The following is a 13,261-nucleotide window of genomic DNA, read 5'->3' as shown; positions in this document are numbered from 1 at the left end:
TAAGTGATAGATTAAAATAATACATGAATCCATCCCTTACAACGGGTGCCTTGAGGTGAGGTAATCAAATAATAATATACCCCATTAGGTACTTCCTGTCCCCAGGTATTCTGGTAAGAATCACTCTGATAAATAGGTTTTCCCCAACGGTTATATATTTCCAGCTTTGAACCAATGTTAGGGGCAATAAAAGTTTCGTTAAACTGATCACCATTAGGAGTAATTACATTTGGAGGCGGCTTATTGTTTTCTACTTGAATCGTTTTAGCCAGACTTTCCTTACATAATCCTTTAAAAACCGTTAGCACTACTTCATACGTGCCTCCTTTTATGTCATAATTATAAGAATCCGGGGTCGAAGTAAGCGTATCTCCATTTCCCAAAATCCATAAAATCCGGTCACCTTCAATAGAATTATTTACAAACCTAACGGTAGCAGGCTTTCCACATTCAGAAGAAATGGTAAGGTCAAAGTCTACCGGAATGGGTTCAGATACTTCTACCCGAACAGATTTTTGCCTGACACATCCAAGAGCATCTGTAATAGACACTGTATATGTGGTCGTTTGGTCAGGAGAAGCAATAGGTGTTGCTGCGAAGGGATCGCTCAAACCAGTGGCAGGAGTCCACTCATATTGGATACCCCCAAAAGCTTGCAAGGTAATATTTTCACCGTAACATAATTCAATGGGTGGATCAATTGCAATATCCAGATCAAATTTGAAAGCTACATTGTTACAACCATCATTAGTTCCTGTAATATCCGTATTATTTCCATTATTCCGCTGAGACCATGCGCCGGGAGTAGTTGGAAAACTGCTATTGTCCCGGCAGGCACAGGCGGCATGATAGATAATTCCTTTTTTGTCAAATCTGGATGTGCCACCGTCCACATGGTTGGTACCTTGTGTACTACCAAAGTAAGTGCCATACAAAACGGCTGCTGCCTGGGTATCCATAATCATCAGATAAAAATCATCACTATTGGTAGTACGACGTAAGGCATCTGAAGTAGTAGGCATATCCGAAACATCCCTACCATTCAAACCACCCCAGCCAGATAAATAAATATAACCGCAATTGCTTACCTGAAAAGCAGTTGGAGAGAGGTCAGGTGTATTTCTGCCAGAACCAATTACTGTAGAAAATATGGTTTTAGTAAAATCATTGCTCATCGCATGTATAAACTGGCTGCTTCCAGGATTGTTATAAACATCACCAGAAAGCGGATAATCGCCAAAAGTAATGCCCATTACATATACATTTTCCAATGCATCCAGGTCAATTAAAGCCACAATATCGTTGGTGTTAGTACCAATATAGGTACTGGCAGCCAAGACATTGTTTGTAAATTTGGCTATGTATCCATCTTCTGCATCTGTAAAGGTGGGTTTAATGGTATTTGGCTGAACCTGCAGATCGGGGCTGGAGGTACCACCCCCAATGTAAATACTGCCAGATTTGCCAACCCGTACTCCCGAAGCAGCATCTGCTCCAGACCCTCCAAAATAGGTACTCCAAAGCAATGCAGATAATGAAGGATTAAATTTGCAGACAATGGCATCCTGTCCGCCTGACAAATTTCCTTGTGCCGGGTTTATTAAGGGAAAATCTTCGGAGTAGGTTGTAGAGGCTATATAAATATTGCCACTCTCATCTATATGCACTTCACCCCTGAACTGGTCCCCATAACTTCTGGTCAGATCATTTATAGTATTGATGCCATCATTGCCTGAACCACCTACATAACTTGAACCTACCAATCCATTGCCGGCCGCATTAAATTTGGTGATAAACAGATCACTTCCCTCTTCATACGTAATGCCTCCATCATTTACCGGATCAGTCCTTAACGGTTCTATTTTAGAACCACCATTAAAACTCTTGTCAAAGGCATCAGCAGAAAATGGAAAATTTGATGAGCCTGTAGTCCCCATCACAATCAGTTCATTATTGGCATTTACAATCATGCTGTGAGGCAGATCAGTTGCTGAACCGCCTAAGTAAGTGGCATATAAAAGCCGTTTACCATCGGGCGAATATTTGAGTAGGGCTACATCAATTTCACCGGCAAAAGTAAACTGAAAACTTCCTGTTGTAGCCGGAAAACGATTGCCAAATTCTATTCCTCCGGAGTATAAATTTCCTGCCTCATCAAAGGTTGCTGTAAAGCCCCAGTTATCGGTAAATGAACCTGAATAGGTAGAGAATACGAGTACCGGATCTATTACTAATGGAAGAGATGTATCATAGCCTTTGGGGAAATCAAACCTGAGAATATTGCCTTGTAAAGTAAATTCAGAAGGTATTTGTTGCTGTTTTCCAGAAAGCAGTTGATAGGAGTAGGGCTTGGTTTCTGTAACTGTATTTACACTGGTTTGTATCTGTAAAAAACCTTCCTGAAGTTTTATGTGATCGGCTCCTTCATACCGGAGTTTGATCTTGCTGGCATCTGCTTTGGGAGAGACAATAAAATCATATTTGAGGGTAGCATGCTGGGTATATAGTTTCAGATCAATGCCAGGATAGATATTCTTGTAGGTAATCTGATTGAAACCCGGCACTTCCGAAGCCCATCTGGATGGATCATTACCCAGGAAAAAATTCTTCTTATCGGTGCTTTCCCCGGAAGTTTCCATGAAGGGAGTCCTATTAGCTCCTTCAAAATGTACTTCAAAACCATGTGCCTGTATTTGCCTGGAAGAAGGAGCATTTGAAGCTTGTTTTGCATTTGAATGTTCAGAAGTATGGGCGTGGATACGGCTAACCGCCTTCGTATCATAAAAAACATAATGGAGGGAAGACGATTTTATAAATAAAAAGCCTCCCGGAATATTTGCCCTGAATAGTATATTCTTATCCCATTGATTCAGGTTTTTTACAAATTTGATAGAGGCATTTGCAGGCTGGTCATTATATATTTCTGCCTTTAATGCGAATGGAACTAACAAAAGCAGGCAGGTAACTACAAAAAGAAAACGCATACCGGAAATTAAATATAAGCAGCATGAAAGATAGGTAAATTAGTAGTCAGTTTCAATGGGATTGGTCGATACATCAAAGCTCATGGTCGATGGAATGAGTAGCGTATGTTTATTTAGTAACCTAACCATTCAACTATATACCTATACAATACATACTTTCAACTCACCTACTTCGAACCTTCATACTACCAAGGCAGCCATGTAACACTAGGACCATTCAACCAATTAATATGTAAACTCATCTTATTTAACCTTTGTGCCTCGGTGATAATTTGCTAAATTTCTACTTCAAACAACCATTTTTATGAAAATCTTATCAGTCAAATTATTTCTCTTATTGGTATTGATCGCCGGGCATGCAGGGGCGCAAAATTTTGAGGGAACCATTAAGTATTCGCTGAAAATCTCATTGCCGGAGAAACAACGCAGCGAAATGCAGCAGTATGCCATGATGATGCCCACAGGCTTTGAAATCACAACTAAAAATTCTCTTTCCAAAATGAAATTGCTTACTACAGGTGGTACTATGATGGAACTAATCAGTGAGCATACCAAAAAGGAAAACTTTATGCTGGACCATACGAATAAAAAAGCATATAAATTACCAGAAGAACCCAAGTCTGAAACGGCTAAATCTGATTCCAAACCTAAAGTAACCAAGACCTCCGAAACAGAAACCATTGCTGGCTATAAATGCACTAAATACATTATTGAAGAACCTAACAGCAAATCTGTACAGCATATTTGGACAACAAAAGATATTAAAATTCCGGTAGGTGCTTTTTCCAATAGTTTTGGCAATAAAAGCGGCAAAATGATGATGATTGACGGGGTAGAAGGACTGCCTTTGAAAATGATTGTAACCGAACATGGCACAACTTCCGAAGTAACAGCTACAGCAGTTGCTAAAGGCAAAGTAAATGAGGAAGACTTGAAAGTGCCATCAGGGTATGCGGTTGAGCCTTTTGACCCTGCTATGATTGGAAGAATGATGATGGGCAAATAGCTTATTAGTCAATGGTCAGTTGTAATAGGTGAAAGTAATTCATCATTATTTGATACTAAATACATAGAGTAATCACCTGTTTGCAAAGACCATTGACAACTGATCAATACTTATGAGCCGCTTTACACATGCTCCCTCTATCCGCAATGTGTTATTTATGATAGCAAGCTGGATACTAGCTGCTAACTTATATTATGTATTGAGGCTGGCTGGTATTGGAGAAGCCAGCAGTATTCAGGTACTCCGGCCTTTTAATATAAAGATGTTAATTTTTGAGGCCACCACTACAGGCCTGCTGGTTGGGGTTGTATTTAGTATGCTCGATATATTGCTAAGTGGTCATTTCTTCCGGAAAAAGCCGTATGGTTTGCTGTTGCTCCTGAAAAGCCTTTCCTTTTTAATTACCTTACTGCTTACGATCAGCATTGTATTTATTGTTTCCCAATCTATTTTTAAAGGTATTGTTATAGAAGAAGCTTTCTGGCGGCTGGGTATTTTTTATTCCAACTGGTCGGTGTATACCATTATACTCTATGCGGTGCTGGTAAGTATTGCCATAAATTTTATAAAACTAGTCAGCCGTAAGTTTGGCCCTGGCGTACTGAGCAATCTGCTCAAAGGAAAATACCATATACCTCAGGAAGAAGAAAGAATATTTATGTTTCTGGATCTGAAAGCCTCTACTACCTATGCCGAAAAGTTAGGACATATCCGCTACAGCCAGTTGATTCAGGATTGCTTTTACGACCTGACCGATGTTGTTCACAAATGTCATGCACAGATTTACCAGTATGTTGGCGATGAGGCCGTACTGACCTGGTCAGTACAGGAAGGATTACCAGATGGAAAATGTATGGAGTGTTTCTTTGAGTTTGAAAATATTTTACAACAACGGGCTCCTCATTATCTTGAAAAATTTGGTTTTGTTCCACAATTCAAAGCCGGATTAAATATGGGCCTGGTAACGGTGGCAGAAGTAGGTGAAATTAAACGGGAAATAGCCTATCATGGCGATGTGCTCAACACAGCTGCCAGAATACAAGGCAAATGCAACGAACTTAGCGAAAGAATATTGATCTCTGAATCCCTCAAGCAGTCTATTATGCAGAATAATAGATTTAAGACCAACCTGCTGGGAAGCGTATTGTTAAAAGGCAAATTAACAAGTGTAAATATTTATAGCGTTCAACGCTTACATCAGCCAGCCCCAACTAAACCAGACTTAATGCCTGCCTGACATTTATATGAGTTATGCAGTTGCAGCTACTTTTTTCTCCAAACCCGTCTTTAAGTTTGACAGACACCGTTGCATCGCTTTTTTCATAAAATAACGGATAAGTATAGAAGCTACCGGATAAACGACCGGAGAAGTCATCGTAAATACATAATGCCACTCCACAATAGTAGTATTTCCGTGTGGTAGAAAATTCCACACACTCCGCCCATGATTTACCAATAGTGATAAAGGTTTTCCGATGCCAGATATGATCTCATAGGCAAACAAATTCGGATATTCAAGTTCTGTAATTTTTTCAGTTAGCACACTGGTATCTTCCGCATACATTTTTCTTACCATACCTACCTGATAATGAATTACTTCTTTTGGTAATACTTCATGCGAAATCCCGGGAACCGGACCAAATCCTCTAAAGTGGGTTGGAAAGTAGTGAGGCGTTGTCAGGGCATCATATACAGATTCAGGAGCAGCAGCAATAGTTATTACCGCTAAGGTATGTATCTTCATAGGTTGTTGGGTTTGTTTAATGATGAGTAGCAGATTTTATTAAAATTTAGTAAAAAAAACAGTACAATATCAATAGTATATTCATTTTGTAGACAGTAGATAGAAAAAGTTAAAGTGAAGAAAAATTGTTGTAACTGTACTGATCCAGAATGTTTTTCAATAGGATGGCTTTCAGAAATGATTTTCTTTTGCAATAAATCCATGTACAAGAAAAATATACTTTTTTCTATTCATGCCCGTATATGCAAAATACATCTGTAATTTTGCGCCACTAGTTAGAAATTAAGCTATTTGTTTCGCGATTCATTCACATTCATGTATCAGAGTATCATTCTAAAATCAGGGCGGGAACGTTCATTAATCAACAGGCATCCCTGGCTCTTTTCCGGTGCAGTTAAACAATTGCCAAAAGCCGAAAATGGAGATATAGTTGCCGTCAGGGACAATCACGACCAGCTATTGGGATATGGATTCTATTCGCCGCAAAGTCAGATCGTATGCCGCTTGTTTGAATTTACCAGTCAATCTATGGATTTCAACCAGTCAGCTTACTGGCATCATAAAATTATTCAGGCGTACCAGCTTCGCAAAGCCAAGGTGATTCGCTTAGGAACCAATGCGTACCGGCTGTTACATGCAGAAGGTGATTTCTTTCCTGGTGTGATTGCCGATGTGTACAAAGACGTAGCTGTATTACAATTACTCATTAAAGGAACAGAAAAAGTATTGCCACATATCATCTCTGGTTTACAGCAACTTGGCATTCAATATATCTATTTAAAAAATAAGCATAGTCCAGGTTTCAGGGAAGAGGTAGTACTGCCCAACGGCTTTATAACAACGGAAGAAACCAGGTCGCAGGTGATTGCCGAGGAGAATGGTATGAAGTTTATAATTGACTTTGAAAAAGGCCAGAAAACCGGCTTTTTTATTGACCAGCGTGATAACCGTTCTTTATTACAGCAGTATACAACCGGAAAAACCGTACTAAATGCATTCAGTTATACAGGCGGTTTCAGTGTGTATGCACTGGCTGGCAACGCTTCTCTGGTGCATTCTGTGGATATTTCGAAAGAGGCAACCCAGTTTTGTAATGAGAATATAGCACTTAATTTTGGTGCTTCTGCTGCCCATGAATCATTTGCTGCTGATTGTTTTGACTATATCCGGCATACCTCCCATACATATGATGTAATGGTATTAGATCCACCTGCCTTTGCTAAAAATGCCAAAGCCGTACCTAATGCTTCCAGAGGATACAAAGACCTGAACCTGACTGCTTTTAAAAAAATACAACCAGGAGGCATTATTTTTACTTTTTCCTGCTCCCAGAATATTGATAAAGACCTGTTCCGTAAAATCATTTTTTCAGCTGCGGCTGATGCCCAGCGGAATGTACGCATCCTGCACCAGCTTACCCAGCCTGTCGACCATCCTGTAAATATTTTTCATCCGGAAGGAGAGTACCTGAAAGGATTGGTATTATATGTGGAATAAACCTATTTGGTAGCCTGGAAAGTTTATTTTTATGAAGTTTCCTTTTGAATTTATCGTGGCGTAATTTTTGTTTTTGCTTTTGTAAATATTATTTGGACTTATTCTAAATAGTCTATACCTTTGTTACATCAGCGGTTAGCAATTGAATTTTACTAATAAAAATGATCCTCAGAGAACAGCGTAGTACCCTATTAGAAGAAGTATTTCGTACAGACAATGGTTGTGTGTATCAGTCCGATGCTGAAAATTGTTTCTATATAGATTTTGGAGGCAGGGCAATCAAATTTAGTATTGGCTGTTTTTTCAGGCTAAAATACCTGGTCGATAAAATCAACCTTCCGGATATGGCAGCCAACCCTGAACGTTCCTCTGATGTTGAAATTATTTCTCCCTGCGCCTGCGAGCATTGTTATGTATTAACCCTGGCTGAGATTGTTTCATTAAAAGAACTATTAGCAGGTGCCAAAGTGATGCTTCAACTCAATAGCATCCTCAAAGAAAGGCTATATAGACTTGTAAAATAGTGATTATTACGCTTTTTTAATCTGATTCTAAATTACTTAAATTTTCCTCTCTGCCAGTATATTTCTGAACATTTCAACGTATATTGCCGTTGTTGAAATAAGGAAAATGTATTATTCCCTGTTCAATATTTTATCTGAAACACCCGCATTTTATGTTTTACATAAAAGCCAGATGCCAAAGCGGGTACATCTGACTTTTAATAATTAATTATACAGATGAAAGATTTGTTAAGACTAAAAAGCTCATTAACGGAAGAAATAGAAACCATTCTCAACGATCAGGTAAGAAAAGAAGCACATTCTTCAGCTCTTTATCTGGCCATGGCTTCCTGGTGCGATAGAAACGGATACGACAACAGTGCTGATTATTTTTACAAACAATCAGACGAAGAACGCGGACATATGCTGAAGATATTCAAGTATATCCTCGACCTTGGAGGTTCATCTGTTTCTCCATCCATTCCAGATGTTAAATTTGAGTTTAATTCCTTCCGGGAAGTGTTTGAAGAAGCGCTTGAACAAGAGGTGATTATTACTCAGTCTATCAACAATATAGTAGATCGCTGCCATAAAGTAAAAGATTATATGACAGTAGAATTTATGAACTGGTTCCTCAATGAGCAGAAAGAAGAAGAATATGTAGCCAGAAGAGCCCTGGAACTATTTGATGTAATTGGTGAAGAAGGTACAGGCCGTTGGGAAATCGACCGTCACATTCCTAAGATCACTTACGACGCAAAATAAATAGAGAGTATCCTAACATATTAAAAGTTCGCAAACCTAACGTTTGCGGACTTTTTTATTGCTAAGCAGGTTGCCTTTGCTTGGCTGCAAAATGAGCGGCTACCCTTTCTAAAGGCAGGGCATTAAATGTCATATCTTTTGTTAAGCCACCCTTCCTAGCCACATGTACGCCGTAAATCATGTCATGGTAGCCATCTTTTTCATGAGCATCCGGGTTAATGCTGATCATCACTTCTTTTTCCAGCGCATACGGCAGCCAATGCCAATCAATATCGAGCCGCCAGGGATTGGCATTAATTTCAATGACTACTCCATTGGCTGCACAGGCATCAATCACTTTCCGGTGATTAATAGGATAGCCTTCGCGCCGTAACAATAATCTGCCTGTTGGATGGCCGAGTATGGTGGTATAAGGATTTTCAACAGCCGAGATGAGCCGCTGGGTGGCTTTTGCCTCATCCATTTTTAAGCCTGAATGCACAGAAGCTACAATAAAATTAAAACTTGCCAGTACATCAGGTTCATAATCCAGAGCGCCATCGTGCAAAATGTCAGATTCGATACCTTTGAAAATACGGAAAGGAGCTAGCTTTTTATTTAACTGCTCAATTTCGGCATGTTGTTTACGAACCTTCTCTTCGTACAAGCCATTGGCGTAAAATGCTGATTTTGAATGGTCGGATATGCCTAAGTATTGGTAACCTAACTCTTTACAATACAAAGCCATTTCTTCCAGCGTATGTTTCCCGTCGCTGTACGTAGAATGGTTGTGCAAAATACCTTTCAGGTCTTTTAGTTCGATCAGTGAAGACAGCTTTCCTTGCTTGGCAAGATCGAATTCATGTAGCCCTTCCCGGAGTTCCGGAACAATATAAGGCAACTGCACAACCTGATAAATAGCTTCCTCAGAGTCAAATAGTTGAGTAGAAACAGTTTGTAACAAGCTTTTGCCAGTTTCATTGGCATACGCCAGGTGTGCAGGTGCGGAAGAATACATGAATACCCGGTTAATGTATTGTTTTGCCGGTACCATATGAATTTCAACCGGTAAGCCACTGGCTTCCAGTCTTCCCCGCCACACAAAGGGGGCAGATGTTTTTAGATTTTTCTCCAATTCCTGCCAGCTATCCAGTAAGGTATGCGCTTGGGCAGGTGAATCAGTTGCAATTACGTATTGTAACTGGTCAATAATATCCAGTTTCCTGGCCATTTGCCCGGTTAAACTTGCTTGTAACCCCTTGGCATGAAACTGGGTAAGTAGATCATTAGCGATAAGTTCAGCACTGGCATAATGTAGTTTTCCTACGGCTGCCTGATTAAATAAAAGAGATTGCTTGATATTCTCCTGTGTTTTTTCCCCGAACCCTTTCAGTTTTGCTACCTGATTGTTTTCACAGGCTTCCAGTAATGCATCCGTACTTTCCAGACCCAGTTCTTTCCATAATACCCGTATCTTTTTTGGGCCTATTCCTTTAATCCGCATCATTTCCAATACGCCGGGCGGTGTTTTCGCCAGCAGGTTTTCCAGTTCTTCAAAAGTGCCTTGCCGGTTGAGGGTATTGATTTTATCTGCAATACTTTTTCCAATACCTTCCAGCTGGATAATCTGTTCCGTTGTGAGGGAAGATAACTCAACATTGAGTTTTTCCAGAGCGAACACTACATTAGTATAAGATCTGATTTTAAATGGATTCTCTTCATGGAGTTCCATGAGCTGAGAAGCGAGGCGGAAAGAGCGGATAATGTCTGAATTTTCCAAAAGACAAAAGGGTTATATATGTCTGGTAAAATTAGCCAGAAATTGTGTGTACCTTATATTAAACTGTAGTTTTATCTGCTTGTATGGCTACAAAAAAATCTATTAAATGCTTATCACCAAAATCCTATATTTGCAGCATACAGCGTTAACATTCGCTGATATTCACTCTATGGTAAAAATAATTTTAAGTTGCCTGCTACTTTTTGTCACTTTATCGGGTCAGCAATGTAAAGGAAAACTGGAGGATGATGCTTTGTTTCAACGCTGGACTCATTTGCATGAGAATGACAAGGATGGCATTGAGGAATACCGGAATCAATCCTATAATTTTCCACTGGCCAGAGGACGCACTGGTTTTGAATTCCAAAAAGACGGAACCTTTATCCGCTATGATATTGCTCCTACAGATGGAAGTCTGAAAGTGCCTGGTACCTGGAAAAAGGGGAATACTGAAAACATCATTGAGATTCAGGTAAAAAGTCCATTACAGGAAGAATCAGAACAATATTCCATGGAGATAGTGGAATTGTCAAAAGATGTGCTGAAGGTTAGAAAAGTGCAGAAATAATGAGAGGAAATTAGCATGTACAAACTAGCTTTTAGCTAAATTTTTGATTGTTTTAATATGAATGATCAGGAAGCTTATACTTCTTTTTATCTATTTACTTAAACAGAACTTGACTATGTAATTGCATGTTAGTAAAGCATTGAATACCAAAGCCTAATTTCTAAATTTTCTAATATTTTAATCTATAATTCTATTTATGAACTACTGGCTGGTTAAATCAGAGCCTGCAAAATATTCCTGGGACACATTTGAAAAAGAAGGTTATACCTTCTGGGATGGGGTTAGAAATTACCAGGCCAGGAACAATTTAAATGCCATGCGAGAAGGTGATCTGGTGTTGTTTTATCATAGTAACGAAGGGAAAGCAGTTATAGGTATTGCTAAAATAATCAAAGAAGCCTATCCTGATCCCACAACGATGGAAAAAGGATGGGTAGTGGTTGATCTGGTTCCGGAACAACGATTAGAAAAACCGGTTACTTTGCAGCAGATTAAAGCAGATAAACGCCTGGAAAATATTGGGTTACTGCGTCAGACACAGCTATCCGTTATGGCTCTCAAGCCGGAAGAGTTTGATATTATTGTCAGCCTTGGAAGTAATTAAAGAACAAAATAAGCGTTTTTTAAGGGAATATAATCTGATACAATTGTTTGTTACCCATCTTCCTGATTTTTTAAAATAAGGTATACATTTTGCCACAGAATATGCACAAATTCTACTAAATTAATAGTAAAATTTTAATAGGTAATTGAACAATAGCAAGCGAATATTTATGCAAATGACTCTCAAACGGTTTGGTATTCCATTATCAACCCTCTTCTTTTTATTAACCACTTTTGTATTCAGTTTTTCTCTTCAGGCACAGCAAAATAAACGTGTAGAAATCGAAACACAAGGCAATGCCGATGAAATGATTGTAGTGCCCATAGGAGATGAAGGACTGATCCTTTTTTCACAAGTGGCTCCCGGTAAGTTTACTTTTGCCAAATACAGCACTGATTTACAGCAGGACTGGACGGTAGATTGTATTGTAAATACCACACTCGATTTGTCGAAATATGTATATAATGGCAAATCTTTATACCTGCTCTTCAGCCGTTTTAAAAGTCCGACTTACCAGGTAGTAAAGCTGAATGTAAAAGCTGGCTTTGCTGAAAAATTTGAAATGCGCTCGGTGAATAAATTAGAAATCACTGATTTTGAAGCCATCGGTACCAGTGTGTTTATTGCCGGTAAAACCCGGTCTGAGCCTATTTTGCTGCATCTGAATTTGCAGAACAAACAAACCCAGGTATTGCCCACGGCAGTAAAGGGTAAAGCTGAAATACAATCGTTGGAACTGGACACGGTGAACCAGCAACTGAATGTAGCTTTTGCCACCTGGCGAGGCAGGGAAAATAAACTGATTATCAAATCATTCTCACCCGATGGCCATCAAATTAATTCGGTTGCCCTGGATTCAGAACCAGAAAAAAATCTCCTGACTGGCCGTGTTTCCACACCTCAACCAGGGCAGGAACTGGTGATTGGAACCTATGGAACCAGAGGTTCTAGCTATACAAACTATTCCAGAGGCTATTATACCCGTTCCGTATATACCGGTACAGCCGATTATACGCAAGGTTTATACATCAGCAAGCTCAATGACGGGCAGTCGCAATTTATAAAGTATTACAGCTTCACTGACTTTAAGAATTTCTTTAAATTTATGAACGGCCGCCAGCAGGAACGAATGGAGAAACGTATCAAAAAACGCAAACAACAGGGTAAAGACCTTAAACTGCAATATCGTTTACTTGTACATGACATTATCCAGCGCAATGGGCAATATATAATGGTAGCGGAAGCTTATTATCCGGAATACCGCAATAACAATTACTACGCTCCTGGTATGTTCGGCTATGGATATGGTTATTACGGCTATGGGTATGGTGGATATAACGGTTATGGTCGGAATACACCCGTTTTTGACGGCTGGGTATATACGCATGCAGTAATTGCCGGATTTGATATGCAAGGTAATCTGCTGTGGGATAATAGTTTTGAGATCAACGATGTAAAAACGTATTCTTTGCGGGAGAAAGTAAAAGTGAGTTTCTCCCAGGAGAACATTGTACTGGCATACAGCCACAAAGGTATGTTAAAATCAAAGATCATCCGGGGAAATGATATTGTAGAGGGAAAAGAAGATCTGCCATTACGGGCTGAATACGAAGGGGATGTGGTGAGAAAATCTTCTGTAGATAATGTGGATTACTGGTATCAGAATAACTTTTTAGCCTGGGGTTATCAGAAAATCCGCAATCAGAAGGACGAGCAGGTAAAAGGACGGCGAAATGTATTCTATTTCAGTAAAGTAGGTTTTTAAAAGTAGATCTTTCTAAAAAATCAAACCCGCAAAGTATTTGCTACATTGCGGGTTTCTTGTTTAAAC

The 13,261-nt window shown here is 39.4% G+C and carries 11 protein-coding genes; 8 read left to right on the top strand and 3 right to left on the bottom strand.

Annotated elements, in window-relative coordinates:
• Positions 1–11 precede the first annotated feature (11 nt).
• Positions 12–2,984: a DUF7948 domain-containing protein gene (locus GXP67_RS34770; RefSeq protein ID WP_162447388.1), complete on the bottom strand. Its 2,973-nt coding sequence runs from the start codon at positions 2,982–2,984 to the stop codon at positions 12–14.
• Positions 2,985–3,288: 304 nt separating this feature from the next.
• Between GXP67_RS34770 and GXP67_RS34765 the strand changes: the two genes are divergently transcribed.
• Both GXP67_RS34765 and GXP67_RS34760 read left to right on the top strand, forming a co-directional pair.
• A complete protein-coding gene (locus GXP67_RS34765) occupies positions 3,289–3,990 on the top strand; it encodes a DUF4412 domain-containing protein (RefSeq protein ID WP_162447387.1) in 702 nt (233 codons plus the stop codon).
• A gap of 112 nt (positions 3,991–4,102) precedes the next feature.
• The gene (locus GXP67_RS34760) at positions 4,103–5,227 is read left to right on the top strand and encodes an adenylate/guanylate cyclase domain-containing protein (protein WP_162447386.1); all 1,125 of its coding nucleotides are present in this window, start codon (positions 4,103–4,105) and stop codon (positions 5,225–5,227) included.
• Positions 5,228–5,239: 12 nt separating this feature from the next.
• Here GXP67_RS34760 and GXP67_RS34755 read toward each other — a convergent pair whose 3' ends face one another.
• Positions 5,240–5,734 carry an SRPBCC family protein gene (locus GXP67_RS34755; protein WP_162447385.1) on the bottom strand — a complete coding sequence of 165 codons (495 nt, stop codon included), beginning with the start codon at positions 5,732–5,734 and terminating at the stop codon, positions 5,240–5,242.
• A 315-nt stretch (positions 5,735–6,049) separates the two neighbouring features.
• Here GXP67_RS34755 and GXP67_RS34750 point away from each other — a divergent pair, with 315 nt between their 5' ends.
• From GXP67_RS34750 to GXP67_RS34740, 3 genes are all read left to right on the top strand, one after another.
• The gene (locus tag GXP67_RS34750; RefSeq protein WP_162447384.1) at positions 6,050–7,231 is read left to right on the top strand and encodes a class I SAM-dependent rRNA methyltransferase; all 1,182 of its coding nucleotides are present in this window, start codon (positions 6,050–6,052) and stop codon (positions 7,229–7,231) included.
• Between the two features lie 161 nt (positions 7,232–7,392).
• Positions 7,393–7,755 (top strand): hypothetical protein, encoded by a 363-nt coding sequence (locus GXP67_RS34745; RefSeq protein ID WP_162447383.1) that lies wholly within the window; start codon positions 7,393–7,395, stop codon positions 7,753–7,755.
• A 216-nt stretch (positions 7,756–7,971) separates the two neighbouring features.
• Positions 7,972–8,499, top strand: a complete 528-nt coding sequence (locus tag GXP67_RS34740; RefSeq protein ID WP_162447382.1) for a ferritin — start codon at positions 7,972–7,974, stop codon at positions 8,497–8,499.
• Between the two features lie 61 nt (positions 8,500–8,560).
• Here the strand turns inward: GXP67_RS34740 and GXP67_RS34735 are convergent, their stop codons facing one another.
• Positions 8,561–10,258 (bottom strand): DNA polymerase/3'-5' exonuclease PolX, encoded by a 1,698-nt coding sequence (locus GXP67_RS34735; RefSeq protein WP_162447381.1) that lies wholly within the window; start codon positions 10,256–10,258, stop codon positions 8,561–8,563.
• A 169-nt stretch (positions 10,259–10,427) separates the two neighbouring features.
• Here GXP67_RS34735 and GXP67_RS34730 point away from each other — a divergent pair, with 169 nt between their 5' ends.
• From GXP67_RS34730 to GXP67_RS34720, 3 genes are all read left to right on the top strand, one after another.
• Positions 10,428–10,826, top strand: a complete 399-nt coding sequence (locus GXP67_RS34730) for a hypothetical protein (protein WP_162447380.1) — start codon at positions 10,428–10,430, stop codon at positions 10,824–10,826.
• A gap of 196 nt (positions 10,827–11,022) precedes the next feature.
• A complete protein-coding gene (locus tag GXP67_RS34725; protein ID WP_162447379.1) occupies positions 11,023–11,430 on the top strand; it encodes an EVE domain-containing protein in 408 nt (135 codons plus the stop codon).
• 169 nt (positions 11,431–11,599) lie between these two features.
• Positions 11,600–13,195, top strand: coding sequence for a hypothetical protein (locus GXP67_RS34720; protein WP_162447378.1), 1,596 nt, complete (start codon positions 11,600–11,602; stop codon positions 13,193–13,195).
• Positions 13,196–13,261 lie beyond the last annotated feature (66 nt).

The sequence above is a fragment of the Rhodocytophaga rosea genome (assembly GCF_010119975.1).
Lineage (GTDB): Bacteria > Bacteroidota > Bacteroidia > Cytophagales > 172606-1 > Rhodocytophaga > Rhodocytophaga rosea.
This window is presented reverse-complemented; position numbering and strand designations above follow the sequence as displayed.

Bases quoted from the DNA above. Each gene is read 5' to 3' on its own strand.
- GXP67_RS34770 (WP_162447388.1), bottom strand. From the start codon at position 2,984: ATGCGTTTTCTTTTTGTAGTTACCTGCCTGCTTTTGTTAGTTCCATTC.
- GXP67_RS34765 (WP_162447387.1), top strand. From the start codon at position 3,289: ATGAAAATCTTATCAGTCAAATTATTTCTCTTATTGGTATTGATCGCC.
- GXP67_RS34760 (WP_162447386.1), top strand. From the start codon at position 4,103: ATGAGCCGCTTTACACATGCTCCCTCTATCCGCAATGTGTTATTTATG.
- GXP67_RS34755 (WP_162447385.1), bottom strand. From the start codon at position 5,734: ATGAAGATACATACCTTAGCGGTAATAACTATTGCTGCTGCTCCTGAA.
- GXP67_RS34750 (WP_162447384.1), top strand. From the start codon at position 6,050: ATGTATCAGAGTATCATTCTAAAATCAGGGCGGGAACGTTCATTAATC.
- GXP67_RS34745 (WP_162447383.1), top strand. From the start codon at position 7,393: ATGATCCTCAGAGAACAGCGTAGTACCCTATTAGAAGAAGTATTTCGT.
- GXP67_RS34740 (WP_162447382.1), top strand. From the start codon at position 7,972: ATGAAAGATTTGTTAAGACTAAAAAGCTCATTAACGGAAGAAATAGAA.
- GXP67_RS34730 (WP_162447380.1), top strand. From the start codon at position 10,428: ATGGTAAAAATAATTTTAAGTTGCCTGCTACTTTTTGTCACTTTATCG.
- GXP67_RS34725 (WP_162447379.1), top strand. From the start codon at position 11,023: ATGAACTACTGGCTGGTTAAATCAGAGCCTGCAAAATATTCCTGGGAC.
- GXP67_RS34720 (WP_162447378.1), top strand. From the start codon at position 11,600: ATGCAAATGACTCTCAAACGGTTTGGTATTCCATTATCAACCCTCTTC.